The organism is Loktanella atrilutea, from assembly GCF_900128995.1.
In the GTDB taxonomy this organism is placed as follows: Bacteria; Pseudomonadota; Alphaproteobacteria; order Rhodobacterales; family Rhodobacteraceae; genus Loktanella; species Loktanella atrilutea.
In genome coordinates, this window is sequence record NZ_FQUE01000008.1 from 112,730 (window position 1) to 129,319 (window position 16,590).

Below are 16,590 nucleotides of genomic sequence, written 5' to 3' on the forward strand. Positions count from 1 at the left end.
CAGTTCAGGCGGCGGGGAATCGCCTTGGATCCATTGCATCAGACGACTTGGGGAAGGCCATCATATGGCGATCTGGCACAGCTTGTTTTCATCGGACATGGCGATTGACCTCGGGACAGCGAATACGCTGATCTACATCAAGGGGCGTGGCATCGTCTTGTCCGAACCCTCTGTCGTCGCCTACCACGTCAAGGACGGGGTCAAGAAGGTGCTGGCCGTGGGCGAGGATGCCAAGCTGATGCTGGGCCGCACGCCCGGCAGCATCGAGGCGATCCGCCCGATGCGCGACGGCGTGATCGCCGACTTTGACGTGGCCGAGGAGATGATAAAGTATTTCATCCGCAAGGTCGCCAAACGCTCCACCTTCTCGAAGCCCAAGATCATCGTCTGCGTGCCGCACGGTGCCACCCCGGTTGAAAAGCGTGCAATCCGTCAGTCGGTCCTGTCCGCCGGCGCCCGTCGCGCGGGCCTGATCGCAGAACCCATCGCGGCGGCCATCGGGGCCGGCATGCCGATCACCGATCCGACTGGCAACATGGTCGTGGACATCGGCGGCGGCACGACTGAGGTCGCGGTGCTGTCCCTTGGCGACATCGTCTATGCCCGGTCCGTCCGGGTGGGCGGCGACCGCATGGACGAGGCGATCATCAACTACCTGCGCCGCCAGCATAACCTGCTGATCGGCGAATCCACCGCCGAGCGCATCAAGACCAGCATCGGCACCGCCCGCATGCCCGACGACGGGCGCGGCGCGTCCATGCACATCCGCGGCCGCGATCTGCTGAACGGCGTCCCGAAGGAAACCGAGATTTCGCAGGCTCAGGTGGCCGAAGCCCTCGCCGAACCGGTCCAGCAGATCTGCGAGGCGGTGATGACCGCGCTGGAGGCGACGCCGCCGGACCTTGCCGCCGATATCGTCGACCGCGGCGTCATGCTGACCGGTGGTGGCGCGCTGCTGGGGCAGCTCGATTTGGCGCTACGCGAACAGACGGGTCTTGCCATCTCCGTCGCGGACGAATCGCTGAACTGCGTGGCGCTTGGCACCGGCAAGGCGCTGGAATACGAAAAGCAGTTGCGGCACGTGATCGACTACGACAGCTGAGCTTTCTTCTGAAGGGGCACACCACCCTTGGCGCGCGACCGGAACACGCACGACGAATACATCGCCCCGATCCGGCGCCTGCTGGTCGGGGTTGCCGTTGTGCTGCTCTTCGGCATCTTCCTTGTCTGGCGCATCGACAGCCCGCGCGTCGAACGCTTTCGCGCCGCCGTGATCGATCGGGTGGTGCCGTCCTTCGACTGGGCGATGGCGCCGGTGACGGGCCTTGTGGAACTGGTCGGGGATTTCCGCAGCTACGCCGCCCTGAACGAACAGAACGGCAACCTGCGCCGCGAGTTGCAGCAGATGAAGGCGTGGAAGGAAGCCGCCCTGCAGCTGGAACAGGAAAACGCGCGCCTGCTGGAACTGAACAACGTCCGCCTCGATCCGCAACTGACCTTCGTCACCGGTGTCGTGATGACGGATTCGGGCTCTCCCTTCCGGCAGTCGGTGCTGCTGAACGTGGGCCGCCGCGACGGCATCGTGGACGGCTGGCCCGCAATGGACGGGCTGGGGCTGGTAGGCCGGATCAGCGGCGTGGGACGCGGCACCGCCCGTGTGATCCTGCTGACCGACACCTCCAGCCGGATCCCGGTAACGATCCAGCCCTCTGGGCAGAAGGCGATCCTTGCAGGCGACAACACCCTGAACCCGCCGATCGAGTTCCTCGAAAACCCCGACACGGTGCGCCCCGGCGACCGCGTCGTGTCCTCCGGCGACGGCGGCGTGTTCCCCGCCGACCTGCTGGTGGGTCAGGTGGCGCTAGGCAGCGACCGGCGACTACGGGTGCGTCTGGCGGCGGATTACGGTCGGCTTGAATTCCTGCGCATCCTGCGCGCGCATCCGCACGAGGACATCACCGACCCCGGCGGGCTGCTGACGCCCGAGGGCGGGCTGATCGGTCCGGTCCTGCCCCGCACCGCCGAGGCGGATCAGGATGGCTGAGAGTCCCGCCGCGACCCTGTGGACCGGGCGGGTGGTCTATCTGGCGCTGGCGACGATCGTGATCTTCATCCAACTGCTGCCGCTGGACACCGCGCCGCCGGGATTTGCCGGGCCGGACATCCTGCTGGCCCTGACCCTCGCCTGGGTCGCGCGACGACCGGCCTACGTCCCCGTCGGCGTGGTGGTCGTGGTCTTTCTGCTGACCGACCTGCTGTTCCAGCGCCCGCCGGGTCTGTGGGCCGCGCTGGTCGTGATGCTGGTCGAGGCGGTGCGATCACGCTCTCGTGGTCTGCGGAACGTGCCTTTGGCACTGGAATGGGGTACGGTCGCCGCGGGCATCGTCGCGATCACGCTGGCCAACCGGTTGATCCTGATCGTGGTGATGACGCCGCAGGCGCCGCTGACGCTGACCCTGATCCAGATGGTGATGACCATCGCGATCTATCCGGTGGTGGTGGGTATGGGGCACTTCTTCTTTGGTCTGACCCGGCCCGCGCCGGGTCAGGTGGACAGTCGGGGACACAGGCTATGAAGCGACCGGTCAGGGATCTGGAACAGTCGTCGCGCCGGATCGGGCGGCGGGCCCTGCTGCTGGGATCGGCGCAGCTGGGCGTCGCGGCGGCGCTGGGGCTGCGGATGCGGTCGATGCAGGTCGAACAGGCCGACCAGTTCCGCCTGCTGGCAGAGGAGAACCGGATCAACATCCGCCTGCTGCCGCCTGCCCGCGGCCTGATCTTCGACCGTAACGGCATCCCGCTGGCCGAGAACGAGCAGAACTACCGCGTCGTCATGGTGCGAGAGGATGCCGGCGACGTGGACGAGGTGCTGGCCCGTCTGCAGGATATCGTCGCGCTCGACCCCGCCAATATCGAACGCGCGCGCGAGGACATGCGCAAGCTGTCGTCCTTCGTTCCCGTCATCATCGCCGACCGCCTGCTGTGGGAGGACGTGGCCAAGATCAACATCAACGCCCCCGCCCTGCCCGGCGTCAGCGCAGAGGTCGGCCTGTCCCGCCGCTATCCCTATGGCGCCGACGTGGGGCACGTCGTGGGCTACGTCGGGCCGGTCAGCGACTACGACCTCAGCCGCATCGACGATCAGGACCCGCTGCTGCAGATCCCGAAATTCCAGATCGGCAAGACCGGGGTCGAGAACAAGCTGGAACACACCCTGCGCGGGTCCGCCGGCACCAAGCGGATCGAGGTCAACGCCCTCGGCCGCGTGATGCGCGAGCTGGACCGGCAGGAAGGCGTCGCCGGCAAGGACATCCAGTTGGGCCTGGACGAGCGGCTGCAATCCTATGCGCAGGCCCGCATGGACGGCGAAAGCAGCGGCGCCGTGGTCATCGACCTGCAGACGGGCGATCTGCGCGCCATCGCGTCCGCACCGTCGTTCGATCCGAATCTCTTCGTGCGCGGGATTTCGGTCAAGGACTGGACCGACCTGAACGAGAACAAGTACCGCCCGCTGGCCGCCAAGGCCGTGCAGGGCGCCTATCCGCCGGGGTCGACCTTCAAGATGGTGACGGGTCTGGCCGCCCTGAACGCGGGCGTCATCAGCCCAGAGGAGACCGTCTATTGCCGCGGCTATACCGTCGTGGCGGGCACCCGGTTCCACTGCTGGAAACGCGCGGGGCACGGCAACGTCAATTTCCACGACAGCCTGAAATATTCCTGCGATTGCTATTACTACGAGGTCGCCCAGCGCATCGGCATCGACAAGATGGCCGAAATGGCACGGACGCTTGGGATCGGGGTAAAGCACGACCTGCCGCTGTCCGCGATCTCGACCGGACTGGCGCCCGACAAGCAGTGGAAGTTAGAGGTGCGCGGCGAGGACTGGCGCATCGGCGACACGGTGAACGCCGCGATCGGACAGGGCTACGTCCTCGCATCGCCGCTGCAACTGGCGATCATGACGGCGCGGATTGCGACCGGCCGGGTGGTGACGCCGCGGCTGGTGAAATCCGTCGACGGCGTCGAGGAGCCCAGCGGCATCGGCGAACCGCTGGACATCAACGAGAATATGCTGCGCCGCTGCCGCGCGTCGATGAACGCTGTCATCAACGAAAAGCGCGGCACCGGCGCGCGGGCCAAGGTCATTACCGCCGGCTACGAGATGGCGGGCAAGACCGGCACCAGTCAGGTCCGCCGTATTACCGCAGAGGAACGCGCCCGCGGCGTCATCAGCAACGATGACCTGCCGTGGGAACGCCGGGACCACGCGCTCTTCGTCTGCTTCGCGCCGGTCGACAATCCGAAGTTCGCCGTGGCGGTCGTGGTGGAACACGGCGGCGGCGGGTCGACCGCCGCCTCGCCCATTGCGCGGGACATCATGCTGCAGGCGCTCTACGACGGCCCGCCGCCGCTGGACGCCTATCCTTCCGCCGACCGCGCGCGGATCGAGGAACAGCAGGCGCGGATCGCGCAGCGCATCACCCAGATCAAGCCCGCGCAGGACCGCGTGTGACATGAGCTATCTGGCGCATAACACCAAGTTCGTCCCCACCGGGTTTCGCAAGGTCCTTTACCTGAACTGGCCCGTCATCATCCTGCTGTCGGCGGTGGCCTGCGCGGGGTTCATCATGCTCTATTCCGTCGCCGGCGGCTCGCCCGACCCGTGGATGGAACCGCAGGTCAAGCGCTTCATCCTCGGGCTGGTCCTGATGATCGGGGTCGGCATGGTGCCGATCTGGTTCTGGCGCAATGTGGCAGGGGTGGCCTTTGGCGTATCGGTCATGCTGCTGGTCGCGGTAGAGCTGTTCGGCGCCATTGGCATGGGGGCGCAACGCTGGATCGACCTTGGCTTCATGCGGCTGCAACCGTCGGAGCTGACGAAGATCACCCTCGTGATGTTCCTCGCCGCCTATTACGACTGGCTGCCCACGAACAAGACATCGCATCCCCTGTGGGTCGCGCTGCCGGTCGTCTTCATCCTCGTGCCGACGGCACTGGTGCTGAAGCAGCCCGACCTTGGCACCGCGCTGCTGTTGCTGATGGGCGGTGGTGCGGTGATGTTCCTGGCAGGCGTCCATTGGGCCTATTTCGCGACGGTGATCGGCGCGGGTGTCGGCACGGTCTATGCGGTCTTCCTCAGCCGCGGCACGCCGTGGCAACTGCTGAAGGACTACCAGTTCCGGCGGATCGACACATTCCTCGATCCGGGCAATGATCCGCTGGGGGCAGGCTATCACATCACGCAGGCCAAGATCGCGCTGGGGTCAGGCGGCTGGACCGGGCGCGGCTTCATGCAGGGCACCCAAAGCCGCCTGAACTTCCTGCCGGAAAAGCACACCGACTTCATCTTCACCACGCTGGCAGAGGAGTTCGGCTTCGTCGGCGCCTTCTCCCTGCTGGTGCTCTACATCCTGATCATCGTGTTCTGCGTCGCCTCTGCGATGAACAACAAGGACCGGTTTTCGTCACTTCTGACCCTTGGAATCGCGATGACATTCTTTCTCTTCTTTTCCGTCAACATGGCGATGGTCATGGGGCTGGCCCCCGTCGTCGGCGTGCCGCTGCCTTTGGTCAGCTACGGCGGGTCCGCGATGCTGGTGCTGCTCGTGGCCTTCGGGCTGGTGCAATCCGCCCATGTGCACAAGCCGCGATGAAGATCCTGTTTTCCGCCAAGCCCGACGTCTGGGACGACTACGAGGCGCCGCTGCGCCGCGCGCTGGATGCCGCGGGGCTGCGTTACGACCTGTCGCGGGATCATGCGCCCGGGGACGTGGACTACATCGTCTTCGCCCCCAACGGTCCGGTGAAGGATTTCACGCCCTACGTGAACACCCGGCTGGTCATGGGCCTGTGGGCCGGGGTCGAGACGGTGGTCGGCAACGAGACCCTGACGCAGCCGCTGGCGCGGATGGTCGACGACGGGCTGACACGCGGGATGGTGGAATGGGTCGTGGGGCATGTGATGCGCCATCATCTGGGGCTCGATGCCCATATCCACGGACAGGACGGTGAGTGGCGCAACGATGTCTACCCCCCCTTGGCGCAGGATCGCCCGGTGACGGTTCTGGGGCTGGGTGAACTCGGGTCGGCCTGCGGTCAGGCGCTGGCGGGGCTGGGCTTTCCGGTGACCGGCTGGTCGCGCAGTCCCAAGCGGATCGACGGACTCACCTGCCTGTCAGGCGCGGACGGCCTGCGCGATGCCCTGACGGATGCGCAGATCGTCGTGCTGCTGCTGCCGCAGACACCGGCGACAGAGGATATCCTGAACGCCGACACGCTGGCGCTGCTGGCCCCGGGCGCGGTCATCGTGAACCCCGGCCGGGGCCCGCTGATCGACGACGACGCATTGCTGGCGGCCCTCGACAGCGGTGCTGTCGGCGCGGCGACGCTTGACGTCTTTCGCACCGAACCGCTGCCGCGGGATCATCCCTACTGGGCGCATCCCCGCGTCACGGTGACGCCGCACATCGCCTCGACCACCCGGCCGGAAACGGCGGCGCAGGTCATCGCCGCGAACATCGCGCGGGGCGAGCGGGGCGAGCCGTTCCTGCACCTCGTGGATCGCACGGCGGGCTACTAGCGCAGCTTCGGCGGGGCGTTGGGGTCCGACCCCGGCGCCATCGGCACGGCAGGCGTGGGCCGCGACAGTTCCGGCAGGTCGAAGCGCAGGCCCACGCGCGCCAGCCGCTGCGCCACGGCGTCGGTGCTGGCCACGAACATCACGTCCATCGTGCCCGCGTCGATGCCCGAAAAGGTCAGCGCCTCGCCCGCCGCATGGGCCAGCGCCGCATGGGCCGTGTCCGGCGCATCGACGAAGGCCAGCACATGGCCGCGGCCACCGTCCTCGTATTCCGCCGCCACCAGCAGCGCGTGATCGGCCAGCCCGGCAGCGCGGGTCAGCTTGCGGTCCAGCGCCTCCAGCACGCTCTCCGGCAGGCCGGTGGGGCGAGAGACGCCGGTCAGACGTGCCTCTGCCTGCTCGGGCGTGTGATCGAGGGTCGTGGCCAGCCAGTCCACGGCGTCCGCCGGGATCAGCATCTCGCTGGGGGCGACCTGCAGGTTCAGGGCAATGCCGATCCCCTGTCCCGCCATCATCTGCGCCAGCGCCCGGCCGGGCAGACCGGCATAGGGGGCGGCGCGTCCGACGAAGGCCGACAGACGTTCCTCTGCATCGAACACCAGCGCGTATTCTCCGCCATCCACCGTGAAGAGCGAGGGGCGCACGCTGTCCCCCTCCGGCTCGACGTCCAGCAGCACGAACAGGTCGCTGTCCGCCAAAGTCTCGTAGAAGCGCAGGCGCAGGTCGTCGGAGGTGTCCATCGCCGCATGGGCGCGGTCCAGATCGGTGGTCATCTCGGGCGTCGTCATGTCAGCACCTCCTGCACGCGGGCCCGCAGGACGGGCAGCACATCGGTTTCGAACCAAGGGTTGCGGTTCAGCCATCCGGTATTGCGCCACGACGGATGAGGCAAGCAGAACACGCGCGGTGCAAGGTCGCGCCAGGCCGCGACCCGTTCGGTCACGCCCATGCGGCCGCCCAGGTGCCACTGCTGCGCGTAGCCGCCGATCAGCAGGGTCAGCGGCACGTCGCCCAGACGGTCCATCACCGGCTGACGCCATGTCGCGGCACAGATGCGCGGCGGCGGCAAGTCGGACCCCGCCGCGTTGTAGCCCGGAAAGCAGAAGGCCATCGGCACGATGGCCACCCGGTCGCGGTCGTAGAACGCGGGTTTGTCGACGCCGAGCCAGTCCCGCAGGCGATCGCCGGACCGGTCCCAGAACGGCGTCTGCGCCGCATGAACCCGCGCGCCCGGCGCCTGGCTGGCGATCAGGATACGCGGCGGTCCGTCGAACCAGACCACCGGGCGCGGCGCGTGCCGCGTCGCGGTCGCCGCAAAGCGGTCCGCACAGATGCGGCAGGCGGCGATATCGTCCCTCAGACCCATGTGGCAGACCTAGTCCGAACGTCGCGCAATCAAGCGCGACGGCACCATCACGGCCCGGTGTAAGCTGCGGTATGACTGCAGTTCCGCCTGTCTTTGAACATAATTCTGCGGCATACCACCCGCGACAAGGGCCAGCGTGACGGGTGGTTTACCCATCATCGTCATCAAGACCCAGGCAAGATGAAGACCGATCGGGCGAACCGCGATGCTTGAATTCAATCAGGTCAGCAAGTCCTTCTGGACGGGCAAGACGCGCAAGGTGATCCTTGACCGCGTGTCCTTCCGCGTCGACCTCGGACGCTCGCTCGGCATCCTCGCCCCCAACGGCACCGGCAAGACGACCTTGATCAACATGATGGCCGGGCTCGAAAAGCCGGACGAGGGCACGATCACCCGCGGCTGCCGCATCTCCTTTCCGCTGGGCTTCATGGGCGGCGTCACCAACCGCCACACGGCGCGGGAAAACGTGCGCTACATCGCGCGGCTCTACAGCCTAGACCCCGACTACATCGAAGCATTCTGCCGCTGGCTTTGCGGCATCAAGGAATACTTCGACATGCCGGTCGGCACCTACAGTTCCGGCATGCGCTCGCGGCTGACCTTCTCGCTGATGCTGGCGCTCGACTTCGACATCTACCTGATCGACGAAGGCATGCCCGCGACGACCGACGCCGAATTCAACCGCAAGGCCGGAGAGATCCTGCGCGAACGGCTGGAAAAGACGACCGTGATCATCGTATCCCATCAAGCCAAGACGCTGGAACGCTTTGCCCGGTCCGCCGCCGTCCTGCGCCACGGCAAGCTACACATGTTCGACACTCTGGAAGAGGCCAAGCAGCTTTATGACTACGAAGCCGACCGCTAAGAAATTCCGCATCCGTCGGCCAGAGCCGCAGCCGGACCCGACCCCGATGGCGGAGGCCGCGCCAGTAGCCGCGCCCGAATCCACGACAGACACTGCCACGCAACTGCCGGCAATGCAGGGGCAGGCGACCGGCGGGACGGACATCGACGCGATCCGGCGCGAGGGGCTGACCGGGCGACAGTTGCGCATGGCCCGCCGCGTGGCGCAGAAGCACGGCATGGCGCCGACCTCCGATTTCGATGCCATCAGGCTCTTGCGCAAGGCGGGCATCGATCCCTTCCAGCGGTCCACCGTGCTGGAACTGGTCACGCCCGATGGCCGGACCGGTGGCGGCACCACCGCGCCGGGCGCGTCGCTGGGGGCGACCCCGGGCATGCCCGGCATGCCCGCCCCCCGCGTGCAGCTGCCGCAGACGGTGGCGGAACCCGGTCAGACCCTCCCCTCTACCGAATTCGCCAGCCCGGCCGACCGGCACCTGTCGGAAATCATGAAGATCCAGCGCGATCTGGGCCGCCGCCGCCGGCGGCGGACCGTGCTGATGATGGCGCGGCTGGCGATCTTCGTCCTGCTTCCGACCATCATGGTCGGTTACTATTTCTACAACGTCGCGACGCCGATGTATGCGACAAGCTCGGAATTCGTGATCCAGAAGGCCGAGGCGACGAGCGTCGCCGGCGGCCTCGGCGGCATGTTCCAGGGCACCTCGATGGCGACCCAGCAGGACAGCATCACGGTGCAGTCCTACCTCGCCTCGCGGGCCGCGATGCTGCGTCTGGATCAGGACCACGGTTTCAAGTCGGTGTTCAGCGACCCGACGATCGACCCGATCCAGCGCCTGCCCGAAGAGGCCAGCAACGAGGCCGCCTTCGCCGTCTATCAGGACCGGGTCAAGATCAGCTACGACCCGACCGAGGGCATCCTGAAGATGGATGTCATCGCCCCGACCCCCGCCGCCAGCCAGCAATTCTCCGAGGCGCTAATCGGCTACGCCGAAGAGCAGGTCGACCAGCTGACCCAGCGCCTGCGCGAAGACCAGATGTCGGGTGCCCGCGACAGCTACGAAGCCGCCGAGGCGAGCCGGGGCGAGGCCCTCGCCAGCTGGCTGCAGCTGCAGGAGGACGTGCAGCAGATCGATCCGGTGGGCGAAACCGCGGCCAAGACGCAGCAGATCTCCGCGCTCGAGACCGAACGCCAGCGCCTGACCCTGTCGCTGCAGGACCGGCTGAACGTGCGCCGCCCGAACGAGGCGCAGGTCAATGCCCTGCAGGCCCAGATCGACAACATCGAGAACCTGATCGCCGATCTGCGCGACAAGATGACGATCTCGACCGACACCGGCACGTCCCAGGCCGCGCGGAACACCGAACTGCGGCTGGCCGAGGAGAACTATACCTTCAAGACGATGCTGGCGCAGCAGGCCCTGACCCAGATGGAAACCGCCCGGATCGAGGCGAACCGTCAGGTCCGCTACCTGTCCATGGGCGTCGAGCCGGTCGCCCCGGACGAGGCGACCTACCCCAAGGCGTTCCAGAACACGCTCCTTGCGTTCCTGATCTTCGCGGGCATCTACCTGATGATCTCGATCACCGCCTCCGTGCTTCGGGAACAGGTCACCAACTGAAGGATCGCCACACCGGCCGGCGCCGCATGTCCCTGCAGCGCTGGCAGGCGGGCGTCCGCGCCCTACCTTTCGGCCCAATGCCCTGCCGATAGGTCTGCCATGCGCGTCATGTCCCTGATTGCCCTTCTCCTCTGTCTGGCGCAGGGCGCACGGGCGCAGGATCCCACCACCGCCATCGACACGACGGCCACCACGGCGCAGGACAGCGCGATCGCGGCGCGCCTGCGCGACATCCTTGGGGTGCTGGGCGGCTATGATGCCGTGACGGTCAAGGTGAACGAAGGTGTCGTGACCTTCGACGGCACCGTCACCGACCCCGCGGATGCCACGCGCCTCGACGACCTCGCGAACCGCGTGACCGGTGTCGTCGCCACGCGCAACAGCGTCGTGGAAACCGCGGATGTCGGCGCCCGACTCAACCCCGCCGTCGCCCGCTTTCAGGCCCGCGGCGCACAGATCCTCGCCTATCTGCCGCTTCTGGCCGTGGCGGCCGCGCTCTTTGCGCTCATCGTCTGGGTCGGCCTCTGGGTTGCGCGCCGGCCGCAGCCGTGGAACCGTCTGGCACCCAACCCCTTCATCGCGGAAATCTACCGGCAGATCCTGCGTCTGGCCTTCGTCGTGCTGGGTCTGGTGGTAGCGCTCGACATCCTGAACGCCACTGCCCTGCTCGGCACGATCCTCGGCGCCGCCGGTATCGTCGGGCTTGCCCTCGGTTTCGCCGTCAAGGACACGGTCGAGAACTTCATCGCCTCGATCATGCTGTCGATCCGGCAGCCCTTCCAGCCCAACGACATGGTCGAAATCAACGGCGATCAGGGCAAGGTCATCCGCCTGACCAGCCGGGCCACGATCCTTCTGTCCAACGACGGCAACCACATCCACATTCCCAACGCGACGGTCTTTTCCAACCGGCTGATCAACTACACCCGCAACGCGGAACGGCGCTTCATCTTTCCGATCGGCGTCACCCGCGACGCCGACCTCGACGCCGCGCGCCGTCTGGTCGAGACCACGGTCCAGTCCCTGCCCTTCGTGCTGGCGACCCCCGCCGCGCAGGCCTGGATCGACCGCCTCGACCCGGGTGGTGTCGTCATGCAGGCCACCGGCTGGATCGACCAGCGCACGACCTCTCCGGCCCTTGCGCAAAGCGAGGCGATCCGCCTTGTGAAGCGCGCGCTCGAGGGCGGTGGATTCGAGATTCCCGACAATATCCAGGGGGTCCGGATGGTCACCACCGCGTCTGACCCCGCCCCCTCCGCCCCCGAAAACGAACACCCCACGCCAGTCTCTGCAAGCCACGAGGAGGCGCTCGAATCGATGATCGAAAGCGAGCGCCGCAAGGACGGCATGGCCGATCTCCTGTCCGGCGGCGGTCTGTCGGAATAGCCGAAAAAAGCATCGCGGGGGGCTTGAAGGCCCCGATCCTTTGTCGTATCCACCGCCTCGCTGATGGGGTGTAGCCAAGCGGTAAGGCATCGGTTTTTGGTACCGTGTACCGTAGGTTCGAATCCTACCACCCCAGCCAGCGATCTCAGACACTTAGTCGATTGGGCCTCAGAAAATCCCTATAGCCCGAAATGCCCCAGTGGATTTTGGTCTGTAGGGCTGCAGCAACGACGCTCAGGCACCCCGGAACCACCCGTAGAAGCGCTCCTCCCACCGTAGCGGGAGGAAAGGGTGCCATTCTACTGAGCCGGATAGGCCCATGGCCACAGTCTAGAGCAATGTGAAGTCGATCCCGTTCGCTCTGAAATCCCGATTGTCGAGGATGAGCAAACTTCTCGCAACCAGCTATGTCCGTCGTGTTAACCGCTTTTATCATGTCAATATACCCGTCATGGACAAGCTGAAGAGCAGTCATTTCCTGCAGCACATGACCGGTGACATCTCCCTCTCGCAGTTCGAAGGCGTGACGACATTGACACGCCCAGCGCAAGGCGCCGCCTGACCCTGTCCGACATCTTTGCAGAACGCCTCGTAGAGTGCGGCCATCAGGATCTTCAGATCCGGATCGCCGATCCGGTAGTGGATCGTCTGGCTCTCCCTGCGGGTCTCGACCATGCCGGCGTCGCGCAGCTTGGCAAGATGTTGGCTCAAGGCGGATTGGCTCAGATCGACGGCCACCTGAAGCGCGCCGACCGACCTCTCGCCCTTTGCGAGTTCGCACAGGATCAGAAGCCGCTTTGCATTTGCAACCAGCGCCAGCCGGTCAGCCACGTAATCGGCCCGCTTTCGAAGGGCCGCAACGGAGACGTCGTCATCCAGCGTCATTATATTAGCCTTGACTGAATTAGCTACACATAATACATGAGCTATAAGCCTGCATGAATCAACCTCTCATCAGCCTATCGGAGAATCGTGATGGAAATGGAGCTGCGGACGGCTTTCACGCCATGGGCCTCGCTCTTCGGTGGCAGTCTGATCGGCTTGAGCGCCGTGATGGTCATGGGCCTGTTCGGACGGATAGCCGGGATTTCAGGCATCACGCAGGGGTTCCTCGGCACTGTCCTGCCGACTCCCGGTGCCCCGCGTGACAGGGATTGGCGTCTGGCCTTCCTGCTCGGGCTGCTGGCCGCACCCCTCGCGATCATGCTGGGCGGCGGAACGATCAGCCAGAGCGTGCCCGCGAACCTTCCCGGCATGGTGATCGCGGGCCTGCTCGTGGGCCTCGGCACGTCACTCGGGTCGGGCTGCACCTCCGGTCATGGCGTCTGTGGCCTCGCACGGCTGTCCCGCCGGTCCTTCGCCGCGGTCCTGACCTTCATGTCCGCCGGCTTCGTCACGGTCTTCGTCCTGCGTCACGTTCTGAGGGGTGCATGGTAATGCGCATCGCATTCGGTTTTCTCAGCGGCCTGGTCTTCGGCCTGGGTCTGGTCCTCTCCGGCATGTCCGACCCCGCGAAGGTCCTGAACTTCCTCGACCTCGCGGGCACATGGGACCCCAGCCTCGCCTTCGTCATGGGTGGCGCGACCCTGACCGCCTTCATCGGTTTCCGGCTCGTCTGGCGGCGGACGACACCGGCGTTCGACTGCACCTTCGACGTTCCTACGAATACCCGGATCGACCGGCCGCTGATCCTCGGCGCAGTGCTCTTCGGCACCGGCTGGGGGATCGGCGGCTTCTGCCCGGGGCCGGCGTGGACCGCCCTCCCTCTCCTCGCGCCCGGCACTCTGGCCTTCCTACCCGCGATGCTGATCGGCCTGTGGATCGGCAACCATGGCAAGCACCTCCAGATCTTCGCACCCAAGGGAGCAACGCAATGAGCACCTCCAAGCTGAAACAACGGGTCGTGCGCCATTCGCCCTCTCGTGGTGCGGGAAGCCCCGACGTCTGGGGCATCTACGAACCCGATACCGGTTCGATCCAGTATATCTGCGCCGATCCGTCCACGAAGAAGGCCGCATTGATCGACGTCGTGTGGAACTTCGAACCTAAGAACTACCGGTTCACGACCGAAAGCATGGATCAGGTGCTCGATATCGTGCGTGACAACGGACTGACCGTGGCATGGGTGCTCGACACCCACCCCCATGCGGACCACGTCATGGCCTCCGCCCATCTGAAGGACCGCACCGGGGCCCCCACGGCCATCGGTGACAGGATCCATGACATCGCCGCCATATGGGCAAACATCTACAATTTGCCCGACGCCTTCCACCCCGATCGCCACTTCGATCGCCTTCTGGCGGAAGGCGAGACATTCCGCATCGGGAACCTCGATGTCCGGGTGATGCTGTCGCCGGGTCACACGCTGGGGTCGATCACCTATGTTTGCGGCGATGCGGCCTTCACCCACGACACGCTGATGCAGCCCGACGTCGGCACGTCGCGCGCCGATTTTCCCGGCGGGGAATCCGCACAGCTTTGGGACTCGATCCAGGACATCCTCGCGCTGCCCGCCGACACCCGGCTTTTCGTGGGCCACGACTATGGGGCCGAGGGACGTGACGAACCGATGTGGGAGGCGACCGTGGCCGAGCACAAGGCCCGAAACCAGCATGTGAAGGATGGCACCGCCCGGGAAGACTGGATCAAGCGCCGCGACGCGCGGGACGCGACCTTGCCGCTGCCGGACCGCATCCTGGCCGCGCTTCAGATCAATCTGCGCGGAGGACGCCTGCCGCAGGTCGAAGACGATGGCCACGCCTACCTGAAACTTCCCGTCAACCGCTTCTGAAGACAAGACGCCGCGCCCCGCAACAGTTGCTGGCGGTCGCACCGTCACCGACCCGGCGCCTCAGTCGTATTATAAGGTTTGCCAGACCTTTCATTTCGAATGCGAAAATGTGGACTGAGCTTCCTCTGAAGATATCATTGGGACTGGATTGGAGTCTTCCTTGCCATCTGAAACGACCTCCGATGCGAGGACGCGGGTGACCTGCTATTATGCCTCTGACTCATTTCAGTGCCGGCAGGCACAGATGCATCGGTCGTCTGCCGGCGCGCGTGCCAATCCGTCGTCGGGCCATCACCCGATGTTCGTTTGCGCAATCGTGCGTCGCATCGCCGACATGTAGATCACAATCCCGATGATCGCCGCGAGGAAGATCGCGCTGGTCAAGATCGTACCGAGACCGAGGCCGCCGTAGTCCGCGGGTTGCGACAGCAGGTCTCCAAAGGATGCACCAAGGGGCCGGGTGAAGATGTAGGAGATCCAGAAGGCCCAGATGCCGTCGAGCCCCAGCGCGAAATAGCCCAGTGTGATCGAGGCGATGATCAGGCCGAAGAGGATGCCCGTGGCGAGGTAACCCAGACCGAAATGCTCGGCCACCAGATCGCCTGCCGCCGTGCCGAGAGCAAAGGTGAACAGGATCGCGAGCCAGTAGAACGCCTCGCGACGGGTCGTTTTGACCTCATGGATCGAGAGCGTCCTCTCCGAGGCATACCAGGCGACGAAGGTCAGACCCAGCAGGATCGTACAGAGCACAGTCGTCGTCACAAGTGAAACGCCTAAATTGTCCACCAGGTTGTCCGTCACCAGCGTGCCGACGATCGAAATCAGCACGACCGCCAGCCAGTAGGACCATGGCACGTAGCGCTTTTGCTGGAATTGCAGGACCAGGGCCACGACCAGCACCGCGGCCATCAGCAGCGACATCGCCGTAAGGCCGAGGCCGAGGTTCACGGCAAGGAAATCGGCGGCGGTCTCGCCCATGATCACTGCCATGAGCTTGATCAGCCAGAAGCTGATCGTCACCTCGGGGACGCGGTTCGGGGTGTCGTGGATCGGGACGTTGCCGAAGGTCGGGGACTGCGCAGGGTCGAGGGAAAGCGTTGTCATCGTCATCTCCTGTCGGTGAAATCAATGGGGCATCAGGGCGATGCCCTACGCGAAGAAGTCGTCGGCACGGGCATCGTCGTCGGCGTTGCACCGCTCGGTCCCCTTGGCCTGCAACGTGTCGATGGTTGCGCGGTCCGCGTCTGCGAGGGTGGCACCGGCCAAGGTCGTCCTGAACTGGTCCAGCATCACCTCGCACGGCAGGGGGCGGCCGTTCGCGTCGGTCGTGGCAATTCTAGATACGGATTGCACGACACCCCCGGCAGCGCCGGTGCCGGGGGGATCTGCGAGCGTGGTCGGAAGGCTGGCCAGAGTCGCATCGACCTGGGCCGGGTCCGGTGCCTTGGCCCGCAAGGCTGTCAACGCGTCGTCGATGGCACCGTCGACGTTGCCCCAGGCCGTCGGGTCATGGGGCCACAGGGTCGACTGCGCGTCGTTCCAGGCGGTTTCCAGATCGGTGCTGCGGGTCTGCGCTGCGTTCAGGTCGCCGGTCGCGGCGATGGTCTGGACGTCCGTCGTGATGGTCCGGAACGGGGTCATGTCGCCCAAAGTGGGGGCCGCAACGGTGGCGGTCGGGGCCGATGCGGGGTCCAGCGTCGCGTAGCCGACGGCGACGACGCCGACTGGGACGACGATCAGCACCGGTCCGAGCAGGAGGTTTTTCATCGTGATTGTCCTTGGTGCAGCGGCGGGGCCGCCGACAGGTGGTGAGAAAGAGTCTGCACGCGCAGCGGCGACGCTTTATCCACACCTCTGAACCCGGACCGCGTCGCCGCCGTGTCTGGATCAACGCAAATCCGCAATGATCTGCCGCGCGGCGGCGACGGCACCCGGGGCCGCAACCTTTCGGATTTGTAATCTGCCGGACAGGCCGCGTGCC

General features: G+C 65.8%; 17 protein-coding genes and 1 tRNA gene. 13 read left to right on the plus strand and 5 right to left on the minus strand.

The features are described 5' to 3' along the window. Window positions 1-64 precede the first annotated feature (64 nt). From BUA54_RS15375 to BUA54_RS15400, 6 genes are read left to right on the plus strand one after another with little or no spacing between them, the layout of a single operon-like run. Entirely contained in the window at window positions 65-1,102 is a 1,038-nt protein-coding gene (locus tag BUA54_RS15375) for a rod shape-determining protein (RefSeq protein WP_072858148.1), read from the plus strand. Window positions 1,103-1,129: 27 nt separating this feature from the next. Then, the gene (gene mreC / locus BUA54_RS15380) at window positions 1,130-2,044 is read left to right on the plus strand and encodes a rod shape-determining protein MreC (protein ID WP_072858149.1); all 915 of its coding nucleotides are present in this window, start codon (window positions 1,130-1,132) and stop codon (window positions 2,042-2,044) included. Further along, the gene (locus tag BUA54_RS15385) at window positions 2,037-2,576 is read left to right on the plus strand and encodes a rod shape-determining protein MreD (protein ID WP_072858150.1); all 540 of its coding nucleotides are present in this window, start codon (window positions 2,037-2,039) and stop codon (window positions 2,574-2,576) included. Before mreC ends, BUA54_RS15385 begins: the two co-directional genes overlap by 8 nt. Next, window positions 2,573-4,513 (plus strand): penicillin-binding protein 2, encoded by a 1,941-nt coding sequence (gene mrdA, locus BUA54_RS15390; RefSeq protein ID WP_072858151.1) that lies wholly within the window; start codon window positions 2,573-2,575, stop codon window positions 4,511-4,513. The genes BUA54_RS15385 and mrdA overlap by 4 nt, the downstream gene beginning before the upstream one ends. Before the next feature lies 1 nt (window position 4,514). Then, window positions 4,515-5,654 (plus strand): rod shape-determining protein RodA, encoded by a 1,140-nt coding sequence (gene rodA, locus BUA54_RS15395; protein WP_072858152.1) that lies wholly within the window; start codon window positions 4,515-4,517, stop codon window positions 5,652-5,654. Continuing rightward, window positions 5,651-6,580 (plus strand): 2-hydroxyacid dehydrogenase, encoded by a 930-nt coding sequence (locus BUA54_RS15400; RefSeq protein WP_072858153.1) that lies wholly within the window; start codon window positions 5,651-5,653, stop codon window positions 6,578-6,580. Before rodA ends, BUA54_RS15400 begins: the two co-directional genes overlap by 4 nt. On the opposite strand, the gene BUA54_RS15405 is transcribed toward BUA54_RS15400, so the two are convergent. Together BUA54_RS15405 and BUA54_RS15410 are read right to left on the minus strand one after the other, a co-directional pair. Then, the gene (locus BUA54_RS15405) at window positions 6,577-7,368 is read right to left on the minus strand and encodes an SseB family protein (protein WP_072858154.1); all 792 of its coding nucleotides are present in this window, start codon (window positions 7,366-7,368) and stop codon (window positions 6,577-6,579) included. The two genes, BUA54_RS15400 and BUA54_RS15405, sit on opposite strands and share 4 nt — an antisense overlap. Further along, window positions 7,365-7,946, minus strand: a complete 582-nt coding sequence (locus BUA54_RS15410) for a uracil-DNA glycosylase family protein (protein WP_072858155.1) — start codon at window positions 7,944-7,946, stop codon at window positions 7,365-7,367. Before BUA54_RS15410 ends, BUA54_RS15405 begins: the two co-directional genes overlap by 4 nt. Before the next feature lie 205 nt (window positions 7,947-8,151). Here BUA54_RS15410 and BUA54_RS15415 point away from each other — a divergent pair, with 205 nt between their 5' ends. The 4 genes from BUA54_RS15415 (at window position 8,152) to BUA54_RS15430 (ending at window position 11,957) form a co-directional block, all read left to right on the plus strand. Next, on the plus strand, window positions 8,152-8,811 hold the full coding sequence (locus BUA54_RS15415) for an ABC transporter ATP-binding protein (protein ID WP_072858156.1): 660 nt from the start codon (window positions 8,152-8,154) through the stop codon (window positions 8,809-8,811). Further along, the gene (locus BUA54_RS15420; protein WP_072858157.1) at window positions 8,789-10,432 is read left to right on the plus strand and encodes a KpsE/RkpR family capsule polysaccharide export protein; all 1,644 of its coding nucleotides are present in this window, start codon (window positions 8,789-8,791) and stop codon (window positions 10,430-10,432) included. The genes BUA54_RS15415 and BUA54_RS15420 overlap by 23 nt, the downstream gene beginning before the upstream one ends. A gap of 99 nt (window positions 10,433-10,531) precedes the next feature. Next, window positions 10,532-11,818 (plus strand): mechanosensitive ion channel domain-containing protein, encoded by a 1,287-nt coding sequence (locus BUA54_RS15425; protein ID WP_072858158.1) that lies wholly within the window; start codon window positions 10,532-10,534, stop codon window positions 11,816-11,818. 64 nt (window positions 11,819-11,882) lie between these two features. Then, a tRNA-Gln gene (locus tag BUA54_RS15430) sits at window positions 11,883-11,957 on the plus strand. A 332-nt stretch (window positions 11,958-12,289) separates the two neighbouring features. On the opposite strand, the gene BUA54_RS15435 is transcribed toward BUA54_RS15430, so the two are convergent. Further along, window positions 12,290-12,703: an ArsR/SmtB family transcription factor gene (locus BUA54_RS15435; RefSeq protein ID WP_084114447.1), complete on the minus strand. Its 414-nt coding sequence runs from the start codon at window positions 12,701-12,703 to the stop codon at window positions 12,290-12,292. 90 nt (window positions 12,704-12,793) lie between these two features. On the opposite strand from BUA54_RS15435, the gene BUA54_RS15440 reads away from it, so the two are divergent. Genes BUA54_RS15440 through BUA54_RS15450 form a run of 3 tightly spaced genes read left to right on the plus strand, consistent with a single transcriptional unit; the run spans window position 12,794 to window position 14,609 of the window. After that, window positions 12,794-13,255 (plus strand): YeeE/YedE family protein, encoded by a 462-nt coding sequence (locus BUA54_RS15440; protein ID WP_072858159.1) that lies wholly within the window; start codon window positions 12,794-12,796, stop codon window positions 13,253-13,255. Further along, complete coding sequence (locus tag BUA54_RS15445) at window positions 13,255-13,695, plus strand: DUF6691 family protein (RefSeq protein WP_072858160.1); 441 nt, start codon at window positions 13,255-13,257, stop codon at window positions 13,693-13,695. Before BUA54_RS15440 ends, BUA54_RS15445 begins: the two co-directional genes overlap by 1 nt. Further along, entirely contained in the window at window positions 13,692-14,609 is a 918-nt protein-coding gene (locus tag BUA54_RS15450; RefSeq protein WP_072858161.1) for an MBL fold metallo-hydrolase, read from the plus strand. The genes BUA54_RS15445 and BUA54_RS15450 overlap by 4 nt, the downstream gene beginning before the upstream one ends. A gap of 291 nt (window positions 14,610-14,900) precedes the next feature. Here BUA54_RS15450 and BUA54_RS15455 read toward each other — a convergent pair whose 3' ends face one another. Continuing rightward, complete coding sequence (locus tag BUA54_RS15455; protein ID WP_084114448.1) at window positions 14,901-15,713, minus strand: COG4705 family protein; 813 nt, start codon at window positions 15,711-15,713, stop codon at window positions 14,901-14,903. Window positions 15,714-15,758: 45 nt separating this feature from the next. After that, window positions 15,759-16,376, minus strand: a complete 618-nt coding sequence (locus BUA54_RS15460; RefSeq protein WP_072858162.1) for a hypothetical protein — start codon at window positions 16,374-16,376, stop codon at window positions 15,759-15,761. Window positions 16,377-16,590: the final 214 nt, after the last annotated feature.

Bases quoted from the DNA above. Each gene is read 5' to 3' on its own strand.
- BUA54_RS15375 (WP_072858148.1), top strand. From the start codon at position 65: ATGGCGATCTGGCACAGCTTGTTTTCATCGGACATGGCGATTGACCTC.
- BUA54_RS15385 (WP_072858150.1), top strand. From the start codon at position 2,037: ATGGCTGAGAGTCCCGCCGCGACCCTGTGGACCGGGCGGGTGGTCTAT.
- mrdA (WP_072858151.1), top strand. From the start codon at position 2,573: ATGAAGCGACCGGTCAGGGATCTGGAACAGTCGTCGCGCCGGATCGGG.
- rodA (WP_072858152.1), top strand. From the start codon at position 4,515: ATGAGCTATCTGGCGCATAACACCAAGTTCGTCCCCACCGGGTTTCGC.
- BUA54_RS15400 (WP_072858153.1), top strand. From the start codon at position 5,651: ATGAAGATCCTGTTTTCCGCCAAGCCCGACGTCTGGGACGACTACGAG.
- BUA54_RS15405 (WP_072858154.1), bottom strand. From the start codon at position 7,368: ATGACGACGCCCGAGATGACCACCGATCTGGACCGCGCCCATGCGGCG.
- BUA54_RS15410 (WP_072858155.1), bottom strand. From the start codon at position 7,946: ATGGGTCTGAGGGACGATATCGCCGCCTGCCGCATCTGTGCGGACCGC.
- BUA54_RS15415 (WP_072858156.1), top strand. From the start codon at position 8,152: ATGCTTGAATTCAATCAGGTCAGCAAGTCCTTCTGGACGGGCAAGACG.
- BUA54_RS15420 (WP_072858157.1), top strand. From the start codon at position 8,789: ATGACTACGAAGCCGACCGCTAAGAAATTCCGCATCCGTCGGCCAGAG.
- BUA54_RS15425 (WP_072858158.1), top strand. From the start codon at position 10,532: ATGCGCGTCATGTCCCTGATTGCCCTTCTCCTCTGTCTGGCGCAGGGC.
- BUA54_RS15435 (WP_084114447.1), bottom strand. From the start codon at position 12,703: ATGACGCTGGATGACGACGTCTCCGTTGCGGCCCTTCGAAAGCGGGCC.
- BUA54_RS15440 (WP_072858159.1), top strand. From the start codon at position 12,794: ATGGAAATGGAGCTGCGGACGGCTTTCACGCCATGGGCCTCGCTCTTC.
- BUA54_RS15445 (WP_072858160.1), top strand. From the start codon at position 13,255: ATGCGCATCGCATTCGGTTTTCTCAGCGGCCTGGTCTTCGGCCTGGGT.
- BUA54_RS15450 (WP_072858161.1), top strand. From the start codon at position 13,692: ATGAGCACCTCCAAGCTGAAACAACGGGTCGTGCGCCATTCGCCCTCT.
- BUA54_RS15455 (WP_084114448.1), bottom strand. From the start codon at position 15,713: ATGACAACGCTTTCCCTCGACCCTGCGCAGTCCCCGACCTTCGGCAAC.
- BUA54_RS15460 (WP_072858162.1), bottom strand. From the start codon at position 16,376: ATGAAAAACCTCCTGCTCGGACCGGTGCTGATCGTCGTCCCAGTCGGC.